The following is a 23,832-nucleotide window of genomic DNA, read 5'->3' on the forward strand; positions in this document are numbered from 1 at the left end:
ACGAGGATGTGTGCTTGAAGATCCTGCGGATCATGGTGATGGGCGTGGCCGCGCTGGTGCTCGTACTGGCCTTGCTGGTGTGGTTCATGCCGGCGCGTTGGGCCGTGGCCGCATTGGGGCCGCGCCTGCACGGAATGCGGCTTGAGCAAGTCGATGGCCTGGTCTGGCATGGGCGTGCCGGGCGGGTGCTTTCGGCTGATGGCATGGATATTGGCCAGGTGCAGTGGACCTTGTCGCGGCGTGCCTTGCTGGGTGATGTCCGGTTGCAACTGGCGTTGCAGAAGCCCGGCGTGACGCTCGATGGCACGCTGCATCGCATCTCCGCCAGCGTGGTCGACTGGAGTCATGTGCGGCTGCAGGCCGATGCGGCGTTGTTCGACGGATTGCCCTGGGTGCGCGGAAATAGCTTGCATGGACGGCTAAACGTCCATATCGTGGGCGCTCGCGTGCAGGGCATCTGGCCGATGCAGCTGGATGCGGATGCGCAATGGCAGAACGTGTCGGTGGATGAAAACGGTCGGCGCGTGACGTTGGGCAACTTTCACCTGCACGCGCAGGGTAATGGCGGAGTCATTCAGCTGGAGCTTGGCGATGATGGCACGGGGCCGCTGCAGGCCGCAGGCCATGCGTCGCTGAGTCCGTTGAGCTGGCGTTACACGCTGGTGTTGAAGCCGCGCACGAACGATCCCGCGCTGCGCCAGTGGCTGGCCGGTTTCGGAAAACTCGCGCCGGACGGTTCGCTGCAGTTGCACGGCAGCGGTGGCCTGGCCCGACTCACTTCCCGGATGGAGCAATGATGACCCCGATGCAACTGGAAGCGGCACTGGCTGCCGCGCGCGAGGCGGCGCAGGCGGCCGCGGAAGTGATCCGCCATTACTGGAGCCGCGGCGTCGAGGTGGAGATCAAGAGCGATGCCACGCCGGTGACGGTGGCCGACCGCGAGGCCGAGCAGGCGATCCGCAAGGTGTTGCATGCGGCGCTGCCGGAAGCCTCGATCTACGGCGAAGAGTTTGGCCTGGACGGTGCGCGGGATGGCCTGCTGTGGCTGGTCGATCCACTGGATGGCACCAAGAGTTTCGTGCGCCGAACGCCGTTTTTCTCCACCCAGATTGCGCTGATGGACCACGGCGAACTGGTGCTGGGCGTGTCCAGCGCACCGGTGTATGGCGAGACGATGTGGGCGCATGCCGGAGGCGGCGCATGGTTCGAGGGCGAGCGTGTGCACGTGGCGAATACCAGCGACATGGCGCAGGCGTCGATCTCCACCGGCAACGTGAAAACACTTACCGGCGACGCGCGCTGGGACGCCATGGGCGCCTTGATCCGCGACAGCAACCGGATCCGTGGCCACGGCGATTTCTGCCATTACCACCTGCTCGCGCGCGGTGCGCTGGACCTGGTGGTCGAATCGGACGTGAACATTCTCGACATTGCCGCGTTGGCGGTGATCGTGCGTGAAGCGGGCGGCGTGTTCACCGATCTGGAAGGCCTGCCACTGACGCTGGATACGCGCAGCGTGCTGGCCGGCACGCCGGAGATTCACGCGCAGGCATTGCGCCGATTGGTGCTTCCGGCCGTCAGCTGAGGCGGCTGCGCGCTACAATCGAACGATGCCCAAGCTCCCCGTCATCCACGCCACGCGCGATACCGGTACCAGCCATTTCCTGCATGTCGAGCAGGTCGACCTGGAATTTTCCAACGGCGAACGGCGCACCTACGAGCGTCTCAAGGGGCGCGGGCCCGGCGCGGTCATCATCGTGCCGATGCTCGATGACGAGACCGTGCTGCTGGTGCGTGAGTACAGCGTAGGCGTGAACCGCTACGAGCTGGGCCTGCCCAAGGGCAAGCTCGATCACGGCGAGACGGCCGAGCAGGGCGCCGATCGCGAGATGAAGGAAGAGATCGGTTACGGCGCGCGCAAGCTGAAGAACCTGCATGCGCTGACGCTGTCGCCGGCCTACATGACGCACGTGGCTCATGTGGTGCTGGCGCAGGATCTGTACCCCGAACGCCTGCCTGGCGACGAGCCGGAAGAGCTTGAAGTGGTGCCGTGGAAATTGTCCCAACTGCATGAGCTGATCGGGCGCGAGGAGGTCAGCGAAGGGCGTTCGATCGCCGCGTTGTTCATGGCGCGCGAGTATCTCGCCGGCCGCTGGAAATTGCCGTGAGCGGCGCTCTTGGACGCGCCTTGCTGGAGCAGGTGGGCGCGCTGGCGCGGCGCGCCGGCGACGCGATCATGGCGATCTATCGGCAGGATTTCGAGGTCGAGTTCAAGGCCGATCATTCGCCGTTGACCGCTGCGGACCTGGCCGCGCAGAAGGTGATCGCCGCTGGCCTGGCCTCGCTCGATCCGGTGTGGCCGATCGTGTCCGAAGAGGCGCGCCAATTGCCGTGGGAGCAGCGTCGCCAATGGACGCGTTACTGGCTGGTCGACCCGCTCGATGGCACCCGCGAGTTCGTCAAGCGCAACGGCGAGTTCACCGTCAACATCGCCTTGATCGAGAACCATCACAGCGTGCTCGGCGTGGTGCTGGCGCCGGTGACTGGCGAACTGTTCGCGGCCGCGCAAGGGCACGGCGCGTGGCAACAGGCGCATGAAGGCGGGGCGTGGCAGCGTATCGCCACGCGTGCGCTGGCGCGGCCGGCACGCGTGGCCGGCAGCCGTTCGCATGGCGGTGCGCAGGAAGACACGTTGCGCCACATGCTGGGCGACGACTACCAATTGCAGCCGCTGGGTTCCTCGCTGAAGTTCTGCCTGATCGCGCGCGGCGCGGCGGATGTCTACCTGCGTCGCGGCCCCACCAGTGAATGGGACACGGCCGCGGCACAGTGCGTGCTGGAGGAAGCCGGTGGCGCGGTGCTGGATCTCCATGGCCAGCCGTTTCGCTACAACCGCGGCGAGTCGCTGCTGAACCCCGAGTTCATCGCCGTAGGCGACAGCGGTATCGACTGGACGCGGAAGTTGCGCGACGCCGGCTTGCCATAAGGCGAGGAGTGGGAAATGAGGAGTGAGAAGTGAGAGAAAACCCCGCAGCCGGCAGGCTTTTGCCTTCTCTCACGCCTCACTTCTCTTCCCTCACTCCTCTCTCATGACCATCACCCGCCACACTCTCGCTGACCTGCTCACCATCATGGCGCGCCTGCGCGATCCCGAACACGGTTGCCCGTGGGATGTGCAGCAGGATTTCGACAGCATCGCGGCGTACACGCTCGAGGAAGCCTACGAGGTGGTCGATGCGATCGACCGGCGCGACTGGGATGACTTGCGCGACGAACTGGGCGACCTGCTGCTGCAGGTGGCGTTCCACGCACGCATGGCCGAGGAACGCGGGTTGTTCGATTTCGCCGACGTGGCCGATGCCATCAGCAACAAGATGATTCGCCGTCATCCGCACGTATTCGGCGACACGCATTACGACGACCTGGATGCGCAGAAGCGCGCCTGGGACGAGATCAAGGCGGCCGAGCGCGCGGCGAAAGGCGATGCCCACGATGACAGCGCGCTGGCCGGCGTCTCGCACGGTTTGCCGGAATGGAAGCGTGCACTGAAGCTGCAGCAGCGTGCTGCCGGCGTGGGCTTCGACTGGCCGGACCATCGCCCGGTGCTGGACAAGCTGGCCGAGGAAGTCGACGAAGTGCGTGCGGAATTCGACGCCGGCGCCGATCCGGCGCGGCTCGAAGACGAGATCGGCGACGTGCTGTTCGTGATGGTGAACCTGGCGCGCCATGCCGGCGTGGATTTTTCGCGTGCGCTGCGCCATGCCAATGCGAAGTTCGAGCGGCGTTTCCGCGGCATGGAAGCGTTGGCCCGTGCGGAAGGGCGCGGCATGGCTGCGCATGATCTTTCCGCACAAGAGGCACTGTGGCAATGCGTCAAGGCGGCTGAAAAGGGCAAGTGACAGGATCCGGCGATGTTCGAGCCGGCCTGCAACCCTTTTTGTCCGGGCTGCATCCTAGGAGCGTGGGTGGTAGAAATCTTCCGGGCTGCAGAAGTGGCTGCGTGGTCCATATGTCCGTCGCTTCTTGGCCCATAGAGCCACTATGGGCCGGCGAATCGTCGAAAATCTGTCCTCACGCAGCCACTTTTTCGCCTCGAAAGTTTCTACCGCCCACGCTCCTGGCAGGGCCGTCTCATCCATTTGCGGAGAACATCATGCGTCGAATCCTCGTCCTCGCCCTGTTGCTGCTGCCCTTGGCGGCTACCGCCACCAATCAATGCAAATATCAGGCGCCGCGCGCGCTGAAGCTCGACCTGGCCGGTGTGCATGGCGTGCAGATCGAAGTGCACAGCCACGACCTGCACCTCCTCGGCAATGGCAGTGCGACCGACCTGCAGCTGAGCGGTCGCGCTTGCGCATCGGATCAGTCGCTGCTGGACAAATTGCAGGTTACCTCGCGCCGCGAAGGCGACCAGTTGATCGTCGACATCGGCAACAAGGAAGGCTGGTTCAACATCAACCTGTTCGGCAGCTCCTACGCCTATCTCGATCTCAAGCTGCAACTGCCTTCCAGCATGCCGGTGACGCTGGACGTGGGCTCGGGCGATGCCCACGTCAGCGATCTGCAGCAGCTTGCCAGTCATGTCGGTTCGGGCGATCTGGACGTGCGCCGGATCACCGGCAAGCTCAGCAGCAGCGTGGGCTCGGGCGATGTCGACGCCGAGGACATCGGCAGCCTGGAACTGGGGTCGGTGGGCTCGGGTGACGTCAAGGCCAGCCATATCCGCGGCGACGTGCACATCGGCAGCATCGGCTCGGGTGACGTGACGCTGCGCCAGGTGGCTGGCAGCGTGCAGGCCAGCACGTTGGGCTCGGGCGATCTGTCGGTGAAGGACGTGCAGGGCAATCTGAGCGTCAGTGCGGTGGGCAGCGGCGATGTCGATCACAGCGGGGTGAAGGGCAAGGTCAGCGTGCCCAGCGACGACTGAGCATGCCTATGGCGGGGGCACGCGTCGGGGGTTCATCCCAACGCGCGCCATGCCAGGTACACCAGCGGTGCGCACACCAGCAGGAAAGGCACCGAGACTGCATGAAACAGCCGCCAGCCGTGCGGCTGTTTTGCCAGTCGCAGCGCAATCAGGTTCGCCATCGAGCCGATCGCCAGTCCGAAACCACCCACGTTGACCGCCACGGCCAGCGCCAGTGCGTCGGGTGCGTGATCCAGCAGCAGGACGGTGGCCGGCACGTTGCTGATCAGCTGCGAGGCGACGATGCCGCTGACGTAAAGAATCAGTGGCAGGTGCAAGTCGAGGTGGCCAAGCAGATGCCGCACCACCGGCAATTCGGCGAAATGGCCAAGCCCGAGGAAGATTGCCGCGAACGTGAGCAGCAACAGCCAGTCGATCCGACGCAGGCTGGGTCGCGCCAACAGCACGAACAACAGCAGCAGTAACAGCGCACCTGTCAGGGCGTGGCCGTATTCCATCGCCACGACCATGCCGACCAGTGCCAGCACGGCGCCCAGCGCCAATCGGCGCGACGCGACGCTGTCATCAAGGCGTTCCGCGGTGAGCGCCACGCGTTCGCGCGGAAGCCATAACCACGTCAACGCGCCCAGCAGCACGAGCATCACCGCTGCGACGGGCAGCATCGCCGCGACGAAATGAAAAAACGGTACCTGTGCGTGCTGCCACAGCAGCAGGTTCTGCGGGTTGCCGATCGGGCTCAACGTGCTGCCGGCATTCACGGCCAGCGCCTCCAGCACCACCATGCGGCCCACCGGCAGATTCGAAATGCTGCCGGCTGCCAGCGTCAATGGCACGACCAGGAACAGGCTTACGTCATTGGTCAGTACCATCGACAGCAGTGCGGTGAGCGCCACCAGCAGCAGGCCCAGCCCACGCAGCGAATGCATGCGTGCCAGCAACAGGCTGGCAGCGTGTTGCACCAGGCCGCTGTCGCGGATGCCCTGGATGGCGATCAGCAAGCCCAGCAGGCCCGCCAGCGTGGGCAGTTGCAACCAGCGGCGATATTGCGCCAGCGGTTGTGGGTCGATGAGGGCCAGCGCGATGGCCAGGATGGCGAACAGCAGCAACAGCCACTCGCTTTTCAGCCGATGCAGCCAAGGTCGGGAAACGGAGGAAGTAGGCGGCATGCGGTGGCGATGTCAGTGCGTTTCGTCGTCGCCCCGGCGACGGCAAGAGCGAGTGCTGCCGGCACCGATGGCGATCCCGATGCCGGCACCCAGGGCAATGCCCAGGGCCAGGTTGTGCAGCGCGACGCCAAAGGCACAACCGAGGCCGATGCCGATGGCGATGCCGGCGCCCATGTTGCGGCGGCGCCGGGGCGTATCGGGCTTTTCGGGAGTAGACATGGACGTGTTTCCGTCTGGAGAGTCGTGGCGCCAGTCTGGGGTCTGCTCAGCCCTCCCGCAACAGCCGCATCGGCGACGTGTGCGTCACCTTGCGCGTGCCGGCCAGCCCCAGCAGCATCACCACGCCCGCGGCGATCAGCGCGGACAAGGCCAGTGGCCCAAGCGGTGGTACGTAGTGCTCGATGTGAAACACCTGCCGTCCCAGCCACCAGCCGGCGCCGGCCGCGCCCGCGGTGGCGGTGAGCCCGGCGATCAGACCGAGCAACGCAAACTCGCAGGCAGCCGCGATGCGAAGCTGCCCGCGCCGTGCACCCAGCGTGCGCAACAGCGCCGCTTCGTGGCGACGTTCGGCGGCGCTGGCGGAAAGCGCGGCGGCCAGCACCAGCGCGCCGGCGAGCAGGCTGAAAGCCAGCACCCAACGCACCGCGCCGCTTACGCGATCAACGATCTGGTGGATGCGGTCGAGCAGGTCGTCCACATCCACCAGGCTCAGGTTGGGATAGGCGCGCGACAGCGTGGCCACCTGCGTCGCGTGCCCGCGTGGCAAATGGAAACTGGCCAGCCAGGTGTGCGGCAGCGCACTGGCGTGGGCGGGGTCGAGCAACAGGAAGAAGTTGACGCGGAACGAACTCCAGTCGACCTGGCGGAAGCTGGTGACCCTGGCGTCGAGCCGGCCTTCACCCACGTCGAAGCTCAACGTGTCGCCCAGCTTCAGCGCGAACATGTCGCGCCACATCGTATCCACCGACACTTCCGCCTGTGCGGGCCGGGGCGTGAACCAGTGTCCGGCGATCACCCGGTTGGCCGGCGGCAGCGTGCCGGCCCAGGACAAGCGCAACTGGCGGTCGCTCCAGTCTTTCGCGCGCGGGTCGTTGAAGTGCAGGCCGTCGATCGGATGGCCGTCGATGGCTACCAGCTTGCCGACCGCCAGCGGCAGCATGTTGAGCTGGTCCGCGCCGAGTCGCGCGAGTGCCTTGCTGAAGTCGTCGCGCTGGTTGGTCTGCAGATTCAGCACGAACCAGTTCGGCGTGTTCGAGGGCAATTCGCTGCGCCAGCCGTCGAGCATGGAGGGCGCGATGATCGCCAGCACCAGCAGCGCGGTGAGGCCCATGCCCAGCGCGGTGGCCTGGATCACGCTGAGCCCGCGGCGCCGGGCCAGCGCGGCCAGCCCCAGTCGAAGCGCGGGATGCGCACCCGGTGCCACGCGGCGCGCCAGCCACAGCAATCCCCACGCCAGCAGGGCGGCTGCCACGGCCACGCCGGACAGGCTGATGGCAAGAATGCCGGCCAGCCGCGCCGAGCCGCTCTGGCTCCAGATCAGGGCCAGCGCGACCAGCGCCGGAACCAGGTACAGGCTGTCGAAACGTCGTACCCGTCGCATGACGCTGTCGCGGAAAACCGCGACCGGCGATACCTCGGCCAGCCGCGCCAAGGGCGGCAGGGCGAAGCCGGCGAGCACTGCAAGCCCGATGCCGGTCGCGGCCAATGCAGGGCCCCACGGCAGCACCGTCGGCACGCCGGCGAACAAGGTGCTGGCAAACAGCCAGGCAGCCTGTGCCAGTCCCAGGGCCAGCGCCACGCCCAAGATCAACGCGGGTACGGCGAGTGCCAGCAAGGTGCCGATCAACAGGCCGAACACCCGTCGTCGCGGGGTGCCCAGGGCGCGCAGCAACGCCACTTCGCTGGTTTTGCGTCGCGCGTACTGTTGCGCAGCCAGGGCGATCGCCACGCCGGCGAGCAGGGCCGACAGCAACGCGGTAAGCCGCAGGAAGGCGCTGGCACGATCGAAAGCGCTGCGCATGCGCTGGCGGGTCTGTTCCGGGGTGATCAGTTGCGCGCCTTGCGGCAGGGTGGTCGACTGCGCCCAATCGCGCCAGTTGTGGACAGGGGCAGGTGCACCGGCCAGCAGCAATCGATGCCTGGCGCGACTGCCGATACCCAGCAGGCCTGCCTGTTCGGCATCGGTCAGGCTCATCACCGCGCGCGGGGCCAGTGCGATCAGTTGACCGCCATCGGGCTGGCGTACCAGTTCGGCGGCGATGTGCAGTTCGCGGCCGCCGAGTTGCAGCATGTCGCCCACCTGCAGCTGCAGCGCGACCAATGCGCGATGATCGAGATAGACGTTGCCCGCCGCCGGTCCGTGTCCCGTCTGCGTATGGCCATGGGTGTCGCGCAGTTCCAGCGTGCCACGCAGCGGGTAGGCCGCGTCGGTCGCCAGCACATCAAGCAATTGGCTGCGGCCGTGGGCAAAAGCCACGCTGGGGAAGCTGGCGCTGCGGTTGACCTTCAAGCCGTCGTGGGTGGCGCGGGTGGCGAAGTCGTCTGGCAAACGTTGCGGCGAGGACACGCCGATGTCGCCACCGATCAGTTCCGCCGCGCTGGCAAGTACGCCGCGCTCCACCCGTGTCGACAGCGTGGCGACCACGCCGAGTGCGGCCACCGCTAGCACCAGCGAGCCGGCCAGCGTGCGCAATTCGGGCAGCCGCCATTCGCGGCGCAAAGTGCGCAGGGACAGCCGCAGCAGGTTCATGCGTCCGCTTCCGCGGAGTGCGCGCGCAGGCGGCCTTCTTCCAGTTCCACCCGGCGTACGCAACGTTCGGCCAGTTGGGCATCGTGGGTGACCAGCACCAGGGTGGTGTGGTGGTCGCGGTTCAGCGCGAACAGCAGGTCGATGATGTGGTGGCCGGTGCGCTGGTCGAGATTGCCGGTGGGTTCGTCGGCGAACAACACGCGCGGGCCGTGCACGAAGGCGCGCGCGATCGCCACGCGCTGCTGCTCGCCGCCGGATAGCTGCGCCGGGTAGTGGCGACGCCGCGCCTCCAGGCCAACCGAGGCCAAGGCTTCGCGCGCACGCGTGCGGGCGAGGCGATCGCCCTCCAGTTCCAGCGGCAGCATTACGTTTTCTTCGGCGCTGAGTGCTGGCAGCAGGTGGAACGACTGGAACACGAAGCCGACCAGTTGCCGCCGCAGATCCGCCCGGGCTTCTTCGTCCATGCTTTCCAGCGCGTGGCCATCGAGACGAATGCTGCCTGCACTGGGGGTGTCCAGTCCGGCGAGCAGGCCGAGCAGGGTGGTTTTGCCCGAGCCCGACGCGCCGACGATGGCGAAGCTCTCGCCTGCCGCCACCTGCAGGCTTACGCCATCGAGGATATCCAGCCGCCCCTCGGGGCCTTGTACCGACTTGCTAACATCGCGCACATCGAGAAGAAACCGGGGTGTACCGCTCATGCGTCGAATCCTGTGGCTGCTGTTATCCATGTTCGCGATGGTCGCCACGGTGCAGGCCGCGCCGACGAAGACCGTGCTGGTACTGGGCGATTCGCTGTCCGCCGCACACAACATAGCCACGGACCAGGGCTGGGTGCATCTGCTGGATGTCCGTCTTGGCAAGATGGTGCCGGCATGGACGGTGATCAATGCCAGCATCAGTGGCGAGACGTCGCTGAGCGGTCGCAATCGCCTGCCGGCACTGCTGGCGAAGTACCGACCGAAAGTAGTGGTGATCGAGCTGGGTGCGAACGATGGCCTGCAGGGGCTGTCGCTGGCTGACCTGCGCGCCAACCTCGCGGCGATGATTGACGAGTCCACCGCGGCCAAGGCGAAGGTGCTGCTGCTCGGCATCGAGCTGCCGGTGAACTATGGCCCGCAATACCGTGATGGCCTGCGCGCCATCTACGCCGATCTGGCGCGGCAGAAGCACGTGGCGCTGGTGCCGTTTCTGCTCGCTGGCGTGGCGTTGAAGCCGGAGCTGATGCAGGACGATGGACTGCATCCCCTTGCCGCGGGCGAGCCGATCGTGCTCGACACCGTATGGAGCAAGCTGCAGCCGCTGCTTCGCTGAGACGAATCTGAACGATGGCGTGGAGTCTTCACACCTCGATCACAGGTCGCGCCGGTAGCCTTTCACAAATGTGAAACGGAGTAGGGAGTCGCTCATGAGCGCACGTGAAGAGAACGCGGGGCTGATCCTGTTGGTCGAGGACAATCGCCAGATCGCCGAGATGGTGGGCGAGTTCCTCGAAGGCCGTGGCTACTCGGTGGATTACGCCGCCGATGGTGTCAGTGGCCTGCATCTGGCCGTTTCCAACAGCTATGACGTGCTGGTGCTGGACCTGATGCTGCCGGGCATGGACGGGCTGGACGTGTGTCGCAAGCTGCGCGGCGACGCCAAGAAATCCACCCCGGTACTGATGCTGACGGCACGCGACACGCTGGAAGACAAACTGGTCGGCCTGGAAGCCGGCGCCGACGATTACCTGGTGAAGCCGTTCGAAGTGCGTGAGCTGGAGGCCCGCCTGCGTGCGCTGATCCGTCGTGATCGCCGCCAGGTGTCCACCGAGGTGCTGACGGTGGGCGACATGACCCTGGACACCGCCACGCTGCGCCTCACCCGTGGCGGGCAGGAGCTCACGGTGTCGCCGATCGGCTTGAAGCTGCTGGCGATCCTGATGCGCGAATCGCCGCGCGTGGTCAGTCGCCGGGACATCGAGCGCGAGATCTGGGGCGATACCTTGCCCGATTCGGACACCTTGCGTTCGCATCTCTACAACCTGCGTCGGGTCATCGACAAACCCTTCGCGCATCCCCTGTTACATACCATCCATTCGGCCGGCTATCGGCTGGCGGACCTCTCCGCGGAGGTGGCGTCAGCCACGCAACCGGCCTGATCGGAGGGCCGTACCATCATCATGACTGACAGGGGCATGTCGTCATCCAGCGCCGCGTTTCGACGCGGCGCGTTTCATCGCCGGCTGGTGCTGATCTTCGGACTGCAACTGGTCGCGGTGGTGATTGCCTGCCTGATGGGTTTTTACGACGTCGCGCCGCCGCTCGCGGTACTGGCGTTGATCGTGATCACCAGCGTACTGGCCTGGCTGGCGGCGCGACGCCAGTGGCGGCCGGTGAGTGCGCTGGCACGCGTGATCAGCGGCTGGAACGAGCAACAGCCGGACCTGGATTCGCTGGAACCGCAGCGCCTGCCGCGCCATTCCGATGCCGACCTGGCGGAATTGGCGCGCGGGCTGCACGTTTTCGCCAGCCGCGTTGCCGACTACAACCAGCGCGAACGCTACTTCACGCGCGATGCCAGCCACGAGCTGCGCAGTCCGCTGACGATCATCAAGATGTCCACCGACATGCTGTCCGACGAGCCGGCGTTGAGCGAGAGCGGGCAACGCTCGCTGGGACGCATCCGGCGCGCCACGCGCGAACTGGAGGCGGTGGTGGAATCGCTGCTGATCCTTGCCAGAGAGTCGGACAATGGCCAGGGCGAACACGATTTCGTGGTCAATGACGTGCTGCGCCGCGTGCTGGAGGATGCGCGCGAAGGCTTGCACGGCAGGGCGATTACGTTGCAACTGGATGAGCCGGCCCGATTCGCCTTGCATGGCGCGCCGCGGGTGTTCGCGGTGCTGTGCGGACAACTGGTGCGACACGCCGGGCAGCACGCCGCGGGGCAGGGTAAGGTGAAGATCAGCGTATTGCCCGGGGCCGTCGAAGTGAGCAGTTCGGGCATCGGTCGCGCGACGAATGACGCGAGCCACGAACAGGGCTTCGAGCTGGCCATTGCGCGGCGTATCAGCGAGCGTTTCGCCTGGCCGCTGGAATGGGGCGGCGACGACCATGAAGGCATCATTCGCGTGCGCTTCCCGCACACGGTCCCCGTCACGGAATGACGCGGCATGAAAAAGCCCCCGGACGCGCGGTGCGCGCTCGGGGGCTTTTTGCAGGAGCCTGTCGCCGGTGGTGATCAGCCCAGCGCGGGGCTGACCTTGAACGCGCAGCCGGTTTTCGCCTTGACGTCGTCCACGGTCACGCCGTCGTTGAGTTCGATCAGGGTCAGGCCCTTGCCTTTCTCCACCTCGAACACGCACAGGTCGGTGATGACCAAGTCCACCACCTGCTTGCCGGTAAGCGGCAGGTCACACTGCTGCTTGATCTTCGGCGAACCGTCCTTCGCGCAGTGCTCCATCAGCACCACCACACGGCGCACGCCGCTGACCAGGTCCATCGCGCCGCCCGGACCCTTCACCATCTTGCCGGGCACCATCCAGTTGGCGAGATCGCCGGTGGCCGAGACTTCCATGCCACCCAGGATCGACAGGTCGATGTGGCCGCCGCGGATCATCGCGAACGAATCGGCACTGGAGAAGAACGCCGAGCCGGGCAGGGTGGTAATGGTCTGCTTGCCGGCATTGATCAGGTCGGGGTCGACCTGGTCCTCGGTGGGGAACGGACCGATGCCGAGCAGGCCATTCTCCGACTGCAGCACCACGTCGATGCCGGCCGGGATGTAGTTGGCCACCAGGGTGGGAATGCCGATGCCGAGGTTCACGTAGAAGCCGTCGCGCAGCTCCTTCGCCGCGCGCTGCGCCATCGCGCTGCGCGTGGGGTTTTCCTTGCCGGTATTGGCGCCGGCGAGGGTGCGGATCTCGATGCGCTTTTCGTACTTCGCGCCCTGCACGATGCGATCGATGTAGATGCCCGGCACGTGGATGTTGTTCGGGTCGAGTTCGCCCACCGGTACCAGATGCTCCACCTCGGCCACGCAGACCTTGCCGCAGGTGGCGATCATCGGGTTGAAGTTGCGCGCGGTCTCGCGGAACACCAGGTTGCCGTGCGCGTCGCCTTTCCATGCCTTGACGATCGACAGGTCGGCCGTGATGGACTCTTCCAGCACGTATTCCTTGCCGTGGAAGGCCTTGGTTTCCTTGCCCTCGGCCAACTTGGTGCCGAACGCGGTGCGGGTATAGAAACCAGGAATGCCGGCGCCGCCGGCGCGCAGCTTCTCGGCCAGCGTGCCCTGCGGGGTCAGGTGCAGTTCCAGTTCGCCGGCCAGCACCTGGCGCTCGAACTCCTTGTTCTCGCCCACGTAGGAGGCGTACACGCGCTTCACCTGATGTGTTTTCAGCAGCGGGCCCATGCCGAAGTCGTCCACGCCGGCATTGTTGCCGACGATGGTCAGGTCCTTGGTACCTGCCTCCAGCAGTGCGCCGATCAGGTTTTCGGGAATGCCGCAGAGGCCGAAGCCGCCGGCGGCGATGGTCATGTCGTCGAACAGCAACCCGTCGAGCGCGGCGGCCGCGCTTGCATACACCTTGTCCATTACTGTGCCTTCGTGAAGTGAGAGCCAGACCCCTAGGATACGACGGATTGACGTCGGACCCATGGGAATGGAGGTCGCAGGGCGCTTCCGTGCGGAAGGGTACGGAGTGTTGCCGGGGCGGCGTGGTGCCATGTTCATGCTTGACATGCAGCGTTTACGTGCGTAAACATAAGCACACGATTACACATGTGAACGATACGCCATGGCCATCAGCGAAGCCGAAGCGACCATCATGGATGTGCTGTGGCATTCCGCGCCACGCACGGCCGAAGACATCCTCGCCGAAGTCGGTCCGGCGCAGCAGTGGCAGGAAGGCACGGTTAAATCCCTGCTCAACCGCCTGCTGAAGAAAAAGGCGGTGAAGGCCGAGCGCGACGGTCGGCGCTATCTCTACACGCCCCTGCTCAGTCGCGAGAAATACGTTTCGCAAGAGAGCAAGGGATTGCTCGATCGCCTGTTCGACGGTCGCGTGGCGCCGCTGGTGGCGCACTTCTCCGAACAGCGCAAGCTGTCGAAGAAGGACATTGCCGAGCTGCGCAAGCTGCTGGAGGAGCTGGGCGATGAATAGCATCGACGCGATGGTGGCGCCATGGCTGGCGCGTGGCTGGATCATGCTGCTGGCTTTCACCGCCGCGATCCTGCTGGTGGGCCTTCTGCGCCGCCCGTGTCGTCGGTGGTTCGGCGCCGAACGCGCGTTCCAGCTCTGGCTGTTGCCGCCACTCGCCGTGCTGGCCAGCCAATGCCCGCATGCGGCAACGTCTGCCGGATCCTTGCCCGCGGTGGTGTACACGATTACCTCGGCTGGTGGCGCGCTGTCAGCGCATGCTGATATGCCAACGAGCGCTGCCTGGTACGCGTGGGGCATGCTGGTCTGGTTTGCCGGCGTGCTGTTGAGCGCGGTGCTGACCATGTTCGCGCAATGGCGTTGGTACGCGCGTCTTGACGGCGCGGCGCCGATGGATGGCGGCCCGTTGCGCTGGCCGGTATGGCGCGCGGCAAACGTGGATGTCGGGCCGGCGCTGGTCGGTACATGGCGCCCGCGCATTGTCGTGCCAGCCGATTTCGAACAACGTTACGACGCGACCGAACGCGCTTTGATCCTCGCTCACGAGGAGGTGCATGCACGGCGTGGCGACGGCTGGTGGAGCCTGGTGGCCCGGATCAGTGCAGCGCTGTGCTGGTTCCATCCGTTGGTGTGGCTGGCCTTGCATGCCATGCGCCAGGACATGGAGCTGGCATGCGATGCCGCCGTGATGCGTGAACACGGCGGGCAACGACGCACCTATGCCAATGCGATGTTGAAAACCCAGTCGGCGGCTCTGGCGCTGCCGGTGGGATGTCCCTGGTTGCCTCATCACCCACTTGCGGAGCGTATCGCCATGTTGAAATTGCCTTCACCCAACCGCCAGCAGCGGATGGCCGGAACGATGGCTGGCACGGCGCTGGTACTGGCTGTCGCGGGCTCGGTCTATGCCGCCAGCGTGCCGGCCGCATCCGAGCAAGGTTCCTCTGCCGATGGGCAGACGTACCAGTTGGACATGAAGATCGAAACCGCTGCGGACGAGGCGCATCATCGTCATGCCGAACGCACTTCGCTGGCGCTTTGCGCGGCGGCGGGGAAGACGACCACGGCAAGCTTTCCCGACTGGAAAATCGATGCCGTCACCGAGCCCTCGGGACGCGATGGCGTGCGTATCCGTCTGGTCATGACGGGAGACGGCCATGCGCCACTTGCGCGTCGCGAGTTGCGTGTCAGGCTGGGCAAGTCGTCGCGCGTGACCGCTACGGGCGCGGATGGCAAGCGCAGCTATGTCGTCGACGTGATACCGCTGGTCGGTTGCCCGGCCCGCGCTGCAGGTCACGTGGTGAGTGAACACCTGAGCAAGGTTCCCGCACGCCAGGCGGCGCAGACCATCGCCTCGAAGACAGGCTTCGAACTGTTCAATCCGCAGGCGCTGAACAATGCGCTGATCACCTTCAATTTCGATGCAGTGCCTGGCGATCGCGCACTCCGCCTGATTGCCGAAGTCGACGGAAAAAAAGCGGTGTTCGATGGCTGGAAGGTGCGCTTCGAGCCGAAGTGATGGCGACATGCCGGGGTTGCGGGCGAGTTCATCCGGGCACGGATTAACTGTGATAATGCGCGCTTATCCGTGTACTGAAAGGCCCGACATTGCGCATTCCGACATGGTTGTCTTCGACGCGATGGATGCTCGCGGTTCCGGTGTTGCTGGGGCTCATGGCCTGTATCTGGGTGAGTGGCGGCGTGATGTTGTGGCCGGGTCAGGTGAACTGGCTGGCGCACAGCGATCTCGCACAGAGTTACCTGGGCTGGGCCTTTTACCGACACGCGCCTTGGACGTGGCCGCTGGGTGCCAATCCAGCCTACGGTGCGGGATTGCACAGCTCGATCTACTACTCCGATTCGATCCCGCTGCTGGCGATGTTGTTCAAGCCGTTGTCCGCGTGGTTGCCGGAACCGTTCCAGTACTTCGGCTTGTGGGTGCTCGCCTGCTTCGTGTTGCAGGCGGTCTTCGCGTGGCGACTGTTGGGACTGGCGCAAGCGCGACCGTTGGACAAGCTGCTGGGCACGGTGTTTTTCGTGTTGGCGCCGCCGATGCTGAACCGGCTCGGCGGCCACATGGCGCTGGTAGGGCACTGGATGATCCTGGCAGCACTGTGGTTGTGCCTGCGGCCGTCACGTCGGCGCCAGAGCACTTGGTGGGCTGTGCTGGTAGCGACGGCGATGGTCGTGCATGCCTACCTGTTTGCGATGGTGGTGGCGATCTGGCTGGCCGACGTGGTGCAGCGTCAGCGCAACATGCAGCAAGCAGAGCCGCTGCGCCCAAGTGGCGTGCTTCGGCGCTGGCTGCCCGAATGGGTGCTGGTGGTCTCGACTACGTGTGTGGTGGCGTGGCTGGCGGGCTTCTTCATGGTGTCCGGGCATGGCATGCAAGCCAATGGCTTCGGCTACTACAAAATGAACTTGCTGGCACCGTTCAACGGCGATGGCTGGTCCTGGTTCGGCCTGCGCTTCGCGGAAGCGCCCGGCGAATACGAGGGTTTCAACTATCTGGGTCTGGGCGGCATGGCATTGGTGGCGATGGCTTTGCTGACGGTGGCCTGGCGACGGGAACCTCGACGCCAGCGCCTGATTCCGTCCCCATTGTGGATCGTGGCTGTGCTGCTTGCCGTGCTGGCGGTGACCTGCAATGTCGGTTTCGGATCGCTGCAGTGGCATATGCCGTTGCCCCGGCGCTGGTGGGAAAAGCTCTCGCACCTTTCGCTGCAATCGACGGGGCGAATGTTCTGGGTGACGTATTACCTGATCCTGCTGGCGGCACTGCTGGTGCTGCTGCAACGCTGGCGTGGCCCGGTGCGAACGGTGCTGCTACTGGCGCTGGTCGCGTTGCAACTGATGGATCTTCATGTCGGATTGTCGAGCCTGCGCACGACGTTGCTGGCGCGCGCGAGGAGTACGCCCGTTTCGCTGAACAGCCCATTCTGGAATGCGGTGGGCGAACGATATCGCACGCTGCGACAACTGCCGCTGGCGCTGATGTCGCCGGGCTGGGAGACGCTGGCGTTCTATGCGCAGGAACACCGCATGCGAACCGACGCGGTGCAACTGGCGCGCATCGACTGGCCGCGTTTCCTGTCGCTGTACAACCACGGGAAGGCAGCTTTGCTGGGCGACAGGTTGGATGCGTCCACGCTGTACCTGCTGGATGATCGCGAGGTCGCTGCCGCACGACTGGCGGTGCCGGCAAGTGCGGCAGCGTTGTTCCGGTTGGATGGACACAATGTGCTGGCGCCAGGCTGGTCATCGGCCCTGCCTGTGCGAGCGACGGACCTGCGCTTGCCCAGTTCGGCCAAGTCGCCGTTCCAGTTGCCGTTCCATGATGATCTGGCCGCTGGTGGCCCGGGCCGGTTGCTGCTCGGCGAGGGTTGGAACAGCACGAATGCTGGCGCGGTGTCGTCGCGTGGCGATACCGCCAGCGTGTTCGTACCGGTGGACGGGACGTCGGGCCAGCAGGTACGCGTCGAACTGGACTTGCGCTCCGACGGTTCGCACAAATCGCAGGCCCGGCAATTGGACGTGTGGATCGATGGTCGGCAGGCGGGCAGTTGCACGCTTACCACGGCGATGTGCCGGACGTTGAGTCTGGATGTGCCGCTGACCCGGCCCGGCCCGCATCTGCGGGAGCTGGTGTTGCGCCCGGCCCGATCCGGGGTGCGATTGCACGTCGAGCTGGTCGGGATACGGGTAGCGCCTGCCGGTTGAGTCAGCTGCTGCGTGCTTTCAGTGCAGCTTCTGCAGTTGCTGTGGCGTCAATTCGCCACTGATGCCCAGATGCGTGCCATCGGCACGGATCAGCAGTGTGCGCGGGGTTTCGCCACCCCAGTTCGGATCGATCAGGAAGTTGAGGCGGTCTGGGGTTGCGGCGGCGTAGGCGCGGGCGGGGTAGTTGTCCAGGCCTGCGTGGTGCAGGCGTTGCTCGATCGCCTGGTGTTGCGCGATGTCGTCGGTGGCGATGGTGACCAGTGTGATCTCGTGCGGGTGGGCTTGTTGCAGTTTCGCCAGCGCTTGCATGTTCGATTCGCAGTAAGCGCAATCGAGCGCCCAGATCGCGAGGAGGCGTTCGCCGTGGGCGGGCGGCTTCAGCAAAGCAGGTACCTCGGCGGCCGTGAGCGCGGTGAGCGTGTTCGCCTGGGCGAAGCTGGGTAGCGCCAGGGTTAGTGCGAGCAGGGCGAGCAGGGCAGGGCGGCGCATGATCACTGGGCCTTGGCGGGTACCAGCCGGAAGCCGGTGCTGGTGTTCCACGCTACGTAGGCTCGCCCTTGCCACAGCAGCAGTTGTGGCGAACCGGCGGCGCCGTCGGTCTGGCTGATCGCGCGGGCGGCATCGAAATGCACGCCGTTGTCGGTCGAGCGGCGCAGCATGAGTGTGTAACCCTTTGCGCTGACCTGGTTCCACGTCAGCCACACGGTGTGGCCATGCACGGCGACGTCGGCATGGCCGGCACCGGGGCCGCCAATCTTCAGCTTGTGCTTCGCCGGATGGTCGGGATCAAGCTGGCCGTACCAGATCGTGGGGCCGTTCTTTGCTTCGTACCAGACCGCGTGGCGTACGCCATCGGCACCAATGGCGAGGCCGGGCCCCTGATGCGGGCATGCGGCGATATGCCAGTCGTCGAAGGTGGCACGCTCGGCATGGGCGGGTGCACCGGTGGTGGGAAGCAAGGCGTAGGCATGGTCGCGGATGTTGTCGCCGAATACGCCACGGAAGAACGCGGCCACTTCGCCCGAAGGCGTGCGTGCCAGCGCGATGCGGCAGCATTCGCAACTGTGCTCCATCAGCTTGTGATCAGGCGCGAAACTGCGGCCTTCGTTGTCCGACCAGCTGTAGTACACGGCGGCGCCGAGATAGGGCTGGCCCTTGGCCTTGGCCGCTTCCTGATCGCGCTTGTCGATCCATGCGATGACCACGCGACCGTGGCCGTCCACGGCCAACGCATCGAAGCGATGGGTGATGTCGGCCAGATCGTGCTGCACGGTGATCGGCGTGGAGAAATGCCGGCCGCCATCCATCGAGCGGGAAAAACGCACGTAACCGGTCCACGGCTTCGCGCGCGGCTGCGACCAGCTCACGTACAGCTCGCCCTTGGGGCCGAAGGCGATCTTCGGACGGTTCTCGCCCTCGTCGTAGATGCGTTCGGCGACGGGATTCACGATGACGAGCGGACTCAGTGTCTTGCCGAAGTCGTCCGAATGGCGCACGCGGATGTGACCGTCCGCCGCGTCCACCACCCAGAGCCGGCCGTGCGCATCGAAGGCGGCGCTGGCGCCAAGTTCGGGTTCGTGGGACATCGCCATGCCGGACATGTCGTGGGCCATGACGGCGACGGGCAGCAGGCAGAGCAGCAGGGTGAGGATCAACTTGCGCATGATTGACGTGGCCTGAAACGTGGCCTTCCTCCGCATGTGGAAGAAGGCTGTGGAAGGCGAGACCGTGGCGGGCGACTGACTTCACCTGCGGTCTCCCGGGCGAGCCGAAAGGGATATGACGTGCCGTCTCCGATGAGATGGAGAACGGCGGCTTACAGTTCCCAGCGCAGCTCGCCGAACCAAGTGCGACCGGCGTAGGGATGGTAGACCCAGTAATGTTCGTTGGTGAGATTGTCCACGCCGAGCGAGGCCGTCCACTGCGGCGCGAAGCGCCAGCGCAACTTGGTATCGGCGACGGTGAAACTGCTGGTGGCGCCGTAGGTGTTCACCACGTCGCTGTTGTCCAGGCTGTTGAACTGGCGACCGGAGCGGCGCACGCCCAGCGAGGCATCCCAGCCGGGGGCGAAGCGGTAGTCGGCGAACACGCTGGCGCGCAAACGTGGAATGCGCGGGAAGCGCTTGCCATCGGCGCTGGGGTATTGCCGATCGCGCAAGGTGATGGCGTCGTTCCAGGCCACGCTGGCGCTGAGATCGAGCCCGCGCAGTCCCACGTCGTTCACCACCAGCTCGCTGGCCACGCCGCGGGTGCGCACCTTGCCGATGTTCTGCACGCTGGTGACCGGCACCGGCAGGGTGATGTCGGTCTGCGAGTAAAGCGTGTCGGAAACGCGGTCCTGGTATAGCGACACGCGCCAGTGCCCGCGCGGCAGCTGGTGGATCAGGCTGAGGTCGGTGGACCAGTCGCGTTCGGGTTGCAGGTTCGGGTCGTTGTTGACGATGGTGTTGCCCGAGAGCGAGCCCTGGAACAGTTCTTCCACGGTCGGGTAGCGCACCGCCTTGCCGAAGGACAGGCGCAACTGCCAGCGCTCGGCGAGATCCCAGTTCAGCGCGAGCTTGGGCGAAAAATCACTGCGCGAGCGGTTGGGGTAGTGCTGCGAGGTCGCGACATTCGCCAGCAGGCCCTTCGAGGCGCGCCATTGTTCCCAGCGCCCGCCTGCGGTCAGTGCCCAGGCCGGGGCGAAGCTCCAGACATCCTGCAGATAGAGCGCGCGGGTTTGCGTGCGACCACCGTAGGCGGTGACCAGCGGGCCGTCGGCGGGGCCGCGCCAATCGCTGGCGGCGCGCACGCGTGAGTCGAGCTGGTAGCGGTCGAGGTGTGCGCCGACGTACAGCAGGTTCTCGTCGCCGAGTGGGCCGGAGCTGCGCAGGTCGAAGGTGCGCCAGCCGGAACCGCTCATGTCGGCGACCGAACCGGCGCCGCCGAGCGCACTGGTGGACGAGGCTGACGCGGCATCGTGTTCCAGGTCGTGCTGGTAGTCGTAGCGACTGGCCACGGCTTCCCAGCGCCAGCCGTTGTCGAGGTGGCCGCTGAACTCGGCGCCGTACAGCACGTAGGTCTGGTCGTACGCGCTTTGGGCGAGGCCGCTGGCCGGCAGTGTCCAGGTTTTTCCGTCGACGAGGATGCTGCCGCCGTAGACCGGTTGGCCGTTGGCGTCGCGGATCAGGCTGCGCGTGCTGTCGAAGGCGTGGTTATGCCACCAGCCCAAGGTAAACAGCGCGGTGACATGGTCGCTGATGTCCACGCCGACCTTCAGCTTGGCCTGGGTTTGCCGGGTATGTTCGATGGTGTTGGCACCGTAGACCAGCCGCGGCGAACCGTTGGGATTGTGGTCGGCGGTGGCGCCGGTCACCGGGATCGCAGTGGCCGGATTGCCGCCGGCCCTGGCGGTGGCGTACTGCATCGGCTGGCCGTGGTTGTCGAGCTGGTTCAGCGAAAGCAGCCAACGCCAGCGGCCCGTCTTGTCGCCGAGCAGCGCGGCCAGATGATGGCCGTCGTAGTGGCCGCTCGCACCGTAGTGGTCCGAATAATCCTGGCTCATGTATTGCGCGCTGGCGCTGGCGATGAGCCGGTCCGGCAGGCGCGTGTGGAGCAGTACCGTGGTGCCCATCGAATTGCCGGGATACAGCGCGGAGTAGGGGCCGTACAGCACGTCGATCGCACCGATCTCCTCGGGGGCGACCATGCCCCAGCGCGGCGCGCCCTGCCAGCCATTACTCATCAGGTTGGAGAGCAGCAGGCCATCGGCGTAGAGCAGGCTGCGGGCGCTTTGCAGGGTGCCCGAGTTGCGGCCGCTGATGGTGGCGTTGGGATCGCCGATGTAACGCTGGCGGATCTGCAGGTTCGGCGCGTAGCGCAGGGCATCGGCGCTGTCGGCGATGTTCTGCTGCTGCATTTGCGCGCGGGTGATGCGCACCGCCACGCTGGGAATGCCCATCACCTGGGTGTCGGTGGCATGCACCGACATCGGCGCCAGCGTGGTGGCTTGGGGTGGCTCGGTGGCCAGTGCGCAGGTACAGGCGCTGGCCAGCGCAAGCAGGCAGAGACTGCGGGGAGCGGGGCGGTTCACGTGAAACCTTGGACGTGGGTCTAGGGTTCCAAGGATAGCGCTGCCGTGGCCGGGCGGTAGATGGCGCGTTGTCGCAGTGGACGTCGCGCCAGGAGACGCTGCGCGGTCAGTCCTCGCTTTCGGGCCGCTCGCGTACCGGGTGCTTGCTCAGTTTGCGCTGCAAGGTACGGCGATGCATGCCGAGGCGACGGGCGGTTTCGGAGATGTTGCCGTCGCATTCGGTCAGCACGCGCTGGATGTGTTCCCACTCCAGCCGGCGCAGGGCCAGCGGCGCCTCGGGCGCATCCGGCACGTCGTCGTCGTCTGGTGCCGGGCCATCGCCGTCGAGCAGCGCACGCACCACCGCATCGGCATCGACCGGCTTGGCCAGGTAGTCGTGGGCGCCGCGCTTGATCGCTTCCACTGCGGTGGCAATGGAGGCATAGCCGGTGAGCAGCAGGACGCGCATGTCCGGCACCAGAGCCTGCAACTCGGGGATCAGGCGCAGGCCGTTTTCCTCGCCGAGCTTGAGGTCGAGCACGCAGTAGCGTGGCTGGTGGCGGCGGGCCAGCATGCGGGCCTCGTCGATGTTGGTGGCGGTGATGGCCTCGAAGCCGCGCGACCCCATGGCCCGTGCCAGCACGCGCACGAAGGTCGCGTCGTCGTCGATGATCAACAGTGGGCGTGGGGCCGCGGCGGGGGGCGTGAAATCGTTCATCGTGAGGAATTCCTGCAGCAATGCCGGCCATTTTGCCGGATATGGCGCGTCGCTGCCTCCCGCGGGCGGAAACCGACCGGCGCCTAGTGCTCGGCAATGGTGGCCAGCGGCAGGCGCAGGCACATTTCCGCGCCACTGTCGGTGTTGCTGGCGGTCAGTTCGCCAGCCAGCCGCTCGGCGGTGGCTTCGGCCAGCGCCAGACCGATGCCCAGGCCGGCCTGCTTGCCGGTCTGGCCGAGCACGGCCGGTGCGCCGGTGGGGGTGAAGCCGGGGCCGTGGTCACGCACCCGCAGCTCCAGCCAGTGTCCTTGCCGCAGCACTAGCAGTTGCACGGCTTGCGAATCGCGCATGGCCGAGGCGTCGGCGGCATTGTTGAGCAGGTTGAGCAGGGCGTGACGCAAGCCGGGCGGCGTGCGCAGCACGATGCCGTCGGTGGCCTCGTCCACCTGCAGATCCAGCTCCGCTTCCGGGCGCAGCAACTGGAAGCGTTCCACGCAGCCGTGCAGGAACGCGGCCAGCGTCGCGCGCTCCGGTTCCTGCGACAGTTGCGCCTGGCCGAAAGCCACCATCTCGCGCAGGATCGTGCGGCAGCGTTCCACCTGATCCTGCAGCAGGGCCAGGTCGTCGCTGAGCGGGCCGTCCGTGGGATGTTCGCGGCGAACCTCCGGCAGCAGCGTGCGCATGGTCGACAGCGGCGTGTTCATCTCGTGTGCGGCACCGGCGGCCTGGGTGGCGATGGCGAGGATGCCTTCATCACGCAAGGCACGTTCGCGTACGCGTTGCACTTCCATTTGCTGCAGGCGCACGGCGCGGGCCAGCCGGTGGATGAAGAAGGCCAGCAACATGGCAGTGACCAGAAAGTTCACGCCCATGCCGGCGACGTGCAGCGAGAAACCCTCGGCATACGAGGGCATCGGCAATGGCACGTACCAGCGCAGCAGGAGCAGGTAGGCCAGCCCGGCGAAGATCGCCACCGAAAGGATTGCCGGCACCGACAGTGCCGCGGCGGAAAGCGCGATCGGCACCACCAGCAGGGTGATGAACGGATTGCTGGCGCCACCGGTGAAATAGAGCAGGTAGCTGAGGCCCAGCGTGTCGAAGGCGATATGGCCGACCACTTCCCACTCGTGCACTGCGCGCGATTGGTGCAGGCGCCAGGCAGCCAGCACGGCGAACACCGCCAGCAGATCGATGCCGATCAGCAACGGCGCCAGCGGGATGTCCAAGTGCATTATCCATGCGCATACCAGCACGGCGCCGCTCTGGCCGACGATGGCGCATAACCGCAGCCAGGTCAGCGTGCGGATCAGTGCGACCGGGCCGAAACGCTGCTGATGGTGATGTTGCGACATGTGGATGTT

Annotated in this window: 22 protein-coding genes; 12 read left to right on the forward strand and 10 right to left on the reverse strand. The window is 65.9% G+C overall.

The genetic code is table 11. From position 1 onward, the window contains the following. Window positions 1-14: 14 nt before the first annotated feature. From gspN to AB7849_RS14500, 6 genes are all read left to right on the forward strand, one after another. Entirely contained in the window at window positions 15-797 is a 783-nt protein-coding gene (gene gspN, locus AB7849_RS14475; RefSeq protein ID WP_369501211.1) for a type II secretion system protein N, read from the forward strand. Beyond that, window positions 797-1,585, forward strand: a complete 789-nt coding sequence (locus AB7849_RS14480) for an inositol monophosphatase family protein (protein ID WP_008211330.1) — start codon at window positions 797-799, stop codon at window positions 1,583-1,585. The genes gspN and AB7849_RS14480 overlap by 1 nt, the downstream gene beginning before the upstream one ends. A gap of 25 nt (window positions 1,586-1,610) precedes the next feature. After that, window positions 1,611-2,168 (forward strand): ADP compounds hydrolase NudE, encoded by a 558-nt coding sequence (gene nudE / locus AB7849_RS14485; protein ID WP_008211331.1) that lies wholly within the window; start codon window positions 1,611-1,613, stop codon window positions 2,166-2,168. Continuing rightward, on the forward strand, window positions 2,165-2,986 hold the full coding sequence (gene cysQ, locus AB7849_RS14490; RefSeq protein WP_008211333.1) for a 3'(2'),5'-bisphosphate nucleotidase CysQ: 822 nt from the start codon (window positions 2,165-2,167) through the stop codon (window positions 2,984-2,986). Before nudE ends, cysQ begins: the two co-directional genes overlap by 4 nt. 103 nt (window positions 2,987-3,089) lie before the next feature. Further along, complete coding sequence (gene mazG, locus AB7849_RS14495; RefSeq protein WP_008211336.1) at window positions 3,090-3,899, forward strand: nucleoside triphosphate pyrophosphohydrolase; 810 nt, start codon at window positions 3,090-3,092, stop codon at window positions 3,897-3,899. 254 nt (window positions 3,900-4,153) lie between these two features. Next, window positions 4,154-4,927 (forward strand): DUF4097 family beta strand repeat-containing protein, encoded by a 774-nt coding sequence (locus tag AB7849_RS14500; protein WP_008211915.1) that lies wholly within the window; start codon window positions 4,154-4,156, stop codon window positions 4,925-4,927. A gap of 32 nt (window positions 4,928-4,959) precedes the next feature. Here the strand turns inward: AB7849_RS14500 and AB7849_RS14505 are convergent, their stop codons facing one another. Genes AB7849_RS14505 through AB7849_RS14520 form a run of 4 tightly spaced genes read right to left on the reverse strand, consistent with a single transcriptional unit; the run spans window position 4,960 to window position 9,540 of the window. Beyond that, complete coding sequence (locus AB7849_RS14505; protein ID WP_008211917.1) at window positions 4,960-6,093, reverse strand: SLC13 family permease; 1,134 nt, start codon at window positions 6,091-6,093, stop codon at window positions 4,960-4,962. Window positions 6,094-6,105: 12 nt separating this feature from the next. Continuing rightward, complete coding sequence (locus AB7849_RS14510; protein ID WP_081491770.1) at window positions 6,106-6,312, reverse strand: hypothetical protein; 207 nt, start codon at window positions 6,310-6,312, stop codon at window positions 6,106-6,108. Between the two features lie 46 nt (window positions 6,313-6,358). Then, window positions 6,359-8,842, reverse strand: coding sequence for an ABC transporter permease (locus AB7849_RS14515; protein ID WP_369501213.1), 2,484 nt, complete (start codon window positions 8,840-8,842; stop codon window positions 6,359-6,361). Then, window positions 8,839-9,540 (reverse strand): ABC transporter ATP-binding protein, encoded by a 702-nt coding sequence (locus tag AB7849_RS14520; protein ID WP_008212241.1) that lies wholly within the window; start codon window positions 9,538-9,540, stop codon window positions 8,839-8,841. Before AB7849_RS14520 ends, AB7849_RS14515 begins: the two co-directional genes overlap by 4 nt. Between AB7849_RS14520 and AB7849_RS14525 the strand changes: the two genes are divergently transcribed. The 3 genes from AB7849_RS14525 (at window position 9,539) to AB7849_RS14535 (ending at window position 11,987) form a co-directional block, all read left to right on the forward strand. Further along, window positions 9,539-10,153, forward strand: coding sequence for an arylesterase (locus AB7849_RS14525; protein ID WP_008212239.1), 615 nt, complete (start codon window positions 9,539-9,541; stop codon window positions 10,151-10,153). The genes AB7849_RS14520 and AB7849_RS14525 overlap by 2 nt on opposite strands. Window positions 10,154-10,247: 94 nt before the next feature. Beyond that, window positions 10,248-10,979 carry a response regulator transcription factor gene (locus AB7849_RS14530; RefSeq protein WP_008212236.1) on the forward strand — a complete coding sequence of 244 codons (732 nt, stop codon included), beginning with the start codon at window positions 10,248-10,250 and terminating at the stop codon, window positions 10,977-10,979. Window positions 10,980-11,015: 36 nt separating this feature from the next. After that, window positions 11,016-11,987 carry a sensor histidine kinase gene (locus tag AB7849_RS14535; protein ID WP_008212235.1) on the forward strand — a complete coding sequence of 324 codons (972 nt, stop codon included), beginning with the start codon at window positions 11,016-11,018 and terminating at the stop codon, window positions 11,985-11,987. A gap of 74 nt (window positions 11,988-12,061) precedes the next feature. On the opposite strand, the gene AB7849_RS14540 is transcribed toward AB7849_RS14535, so the two are convergent. Continuing rightward, window positions 12,062-13,417, reverse strand: coding sequence for a 3-oxoacid CoA-transferase subunit B (locus tag AB7849_RS14540; protein WP_008212233.1), 1,356 nt, complete (start codon window positions 13,415-13,417; stop codon window positions 12,062-12,064). Window positions 13,418-13,619: 202 nt separating this feature from the next. On the opposite strand from AB7849_RS14540, the gene AB7849_RS14545 reads away from it, so the two are divergent. The 3 genes from AB7849_RS14545 to AB7849_RS14555 all read left to right on the forward strand — a co-directional run bounded on the left by AB7849_RS14545 (window position 13,620) and on the right by AB7849_RS14555 (window position 17,702). Beyond that, complete coding sequence (locus AB7849_RS14545; protein WP_008212231.1) at window positions 13,620-13,985, forward strand: BlaI/MecI/CopY family transcriptional regulator; 366 nt, start codon at window positions 13,620-13,622, stop codon at window positions 13,983-13,985. Next, a complete protein-coding gene (locus AB7849_RS14550) occupies window positions 13,978-15,501 on the forward strand; it encodes a M56 family metallopeptidase (RefSeq protein WP_008212228.1) in 1,524 nt (507 codons plus the stop codon). Before AB7849_RS14545 ends, AB7849_RS14550 begins: the two co-directional genes overlap by 8 nt. 125 nt (window positions 15,502-15,626) lie before the next feature. Next, window positions 15,627-17,702 (forward strand): DUF6311 domain-containing protein, encoded by a 2,076-nt coding sequence (locus tag AB7849_RS14555; RefSeq protein ID WP_369501215.1) that lies wholly within the window; start codon window positions 15,627-15,629, stop codon window positions 17,700-17,702. 18 nt (window positions 17,703-17,720) lie between these two features. On the opposite strand, the gene AB7849_RS14560 is transcribed toward AB7849_RS14555, so the two are convergent. From AB7849_RS14560 to AB7849_RS14580, 5 genes are all read right to left on the reverse strand, one after another. Then, on the reverse strand, window positions 17,721-18,191 hold the full coding sequence (locus AB7849_RS14560; protein WP_037100132.1) for a hypothetical protein: 471 nt from the start codon (window positions 18,189-18,191) through the stop codon (window positions 17,721-17,723). Between the two features lie 2 nt (window positions 18,192-18,193). Further along, on the reverse strand, window positions 18,194-19,366 hold the full coding sequence (locus AB7849_RS14565; protein ID WP_008212219.1) for a sialidase family protein: 1,173 nt from the start codon (window positions 19,364-19,366) through the stop codon (window positions 18,194-18,196). A 152-nt stretch (window positions 19,367-19,518) separates the two neighbouring features. After that, window positions 19,519-21,774: a TonB-dependent receptor gene (locus tag AB7849_RS14570; RefSeq protein ID WP_008212217.1), complete on the reverse strand. Its 2,256-nt coding sequence runs from the start codon at window positions 21,772-21,774 to the stop codon at window positions 19,519-19,521. Window positions 21,775-21,880: 106 nt separating this feature from the next. After that, window positions 21,881-22,471 (reverse strand): response regulator transcription factor, encoded by a 591-nt coding sequence (locus AB7849_RS14575; RefSeq protein ID WP_037100129.1) that lies wholly within the window; start codon window positions 22,469-22,471, stop codon window positions 21,881-21,883. Window positions 22,472-22,554: 83 nt separating this feature from the next. Continuing rightward, a complete protein-coding gene (locus AB7849_RS14580; RefSeq protein WP_008212213.1) occupies window positions 22,555-23,823 on the reverse strand; it encodes an ATP-binding protein in 1,269 nt (422 codons plus the stop codon). Window positions 23,824-23,832 lie beyond the last annotated feature (9 nt).

The sequence above is a fragment of the Rhodanobacter sp. FW021-MT20 genome, from assembly GCF_041107475.1.
Lineage (GTDB): Bacteria > Pseudomonadota > Gammaproteobacteria > Xanthomonadales > Rhodanobacteraceae > Rhodanobacter_A > Rhodanobacter_A glycinis.

What these genes read in the sequence shown, in the direction of transcription:
- AB7849_RS14515 (WP_369501213.1), bottom strand. Translation starts at nt 8,842, where the DNA reads ATGAACCTGCTGCGGCTGTCCCTGCGCACTTTGCGCCGCGAATGGCGG.
- AB7849_RS14560 (WP_037100132.1), bottom strand. Translation starts at nt 18,191, where the DNA reads ATGCGCCGCCCTGCCCTGCTCGCCCTGCTCGCACTAACCCTGGCGCTA.
- AB7849_RS14575 (WP_037100129.1), bottom strand. Translation starts at nt 22,471, where the DNA reads ATGAACGATTTCACGCCCCCCGCCGCGGCCCCACGCCCACTGTTGATC.
- AB7849_RS14505 (WP_008211917.1), bottom strand. Translation starts at nt 6,093, where the DNA reads ATGCCGCCTACTTCCTCCGTTTCCCGACCTTGGCTGCATCGGCTGAAA.
- AB7849_RS14565 (WP_008212219.1), bottom strand. Translation starts at nt 19,366, where the DNA reads ATGCGCAAGTTGATCCTCACCCTGCTGCTCTGCCTGCTGCCCGTCGCC.
- AB7849_RS14500 (WP_008211915.1), top strand. Translation starts at nt 4,154, where the DNA reads ATGCGTCGAATCCTCGTCCTCGCCCTGTTGCTGCTGCCCTTGGCGGCT.
- AB7849_RS14530 (WP_008212236.1), top strand. Translation starts at nt 10,248, where the DNA reads ATGAGCGCACGTGAAGAGAACGCGGGGCTGATCCTGTTGGTCGAGGAC.
- AB7849_RS14510 (WP_081491770.1), bottom strand. Translation starts at nt 6,312, where the DNA reads ATGTCTACTCCCGAAAAGCCCGATACGCCCCGGCGCCGCCGCAACATG.
- mazG (WP_008211336.1), top strand. Translation starts at nt 3,090, where the DNA reads ATGACCATCACCCGCCACACTCTCGCTGACCTGCTCACCATCATGGCG.
- nudE (WP_008211331.1), top strand. Translation starts at nt 1,611, where the DNA reads ATGCCCAAGCTCCCCGTCATCCACGCCACGCGCGATACCGGTACCAGC.
- AB7849_RS14555 (WP_369501215.1), top strand. Translation starts at nt 15,627, where the DNA reads ATGCTCGCGGTTCCGGTGTTGCTGGGGCTCATGGCCTGTATCTGGGTG.
- AB7849_RS14520 (WP_008212241.1), bottom strand. Translation starts at nt 9,540, where the DNA reads ATGAGCGGTACACCCCGGTTTCTTCTCGATGTGCGCGATGTTAGCAAG.
- AB7849_RS14580 (WP_008212213.1), bottom strand. Translation starts at nt 23,823, where the DNA reads ATGTCGCAACATCACCATCAGCAGCGTTTCGGCCCGGTCGCACTGATC.
- AB7849_RS14480 (WP_008211330.1), top strand. Translation starts at nt 797, where the DNA reads ATGACCCCGATGCAACTGGAAGCGGCACTGGCTGCCGCGCGCGAGGCG.
- AB7849_RS14545 (WP_008212231.1), top strand. Translation starts at nt 13,620, where the DNA reads ATGGCCATCAGCGAAGCCGAAGCGACCATCATGGATGTGCTGTGGCAT.
- AB7849_RS14540 (WP_008212233.1), bottom strand. Translation starts at nt 13,417, where the DNA reads ATGGACAAGGTGTATGCAAGCGCGGCCGCCGCGCTCGACGGGTTGCTG.
- AB7849_RS14535 (WP_008212235.1), top strand. Translation starts at nt 11,016, where the DNA reads ATGTCGTCATCCAGCGCCGCGTTTCGACGCGGCGCGTTTCATCGCCGG.
- AB7849_RS14525 (WP_008212239.1), top strand. Translation starts at nt 9,539, where the DNA reads ATGCGTCGAATCCTGTGGCTGCTGTTATCCATGTTCGCGATGGTCGCC.
- AB7849_RS14550 (WP_008212228.1), top strand. Translation starts at nt 13,978, where the DNA reads ATGAATAGCATCGACGCGATGGTGGCGCCATGGCTGGCGCGTGGCTGG.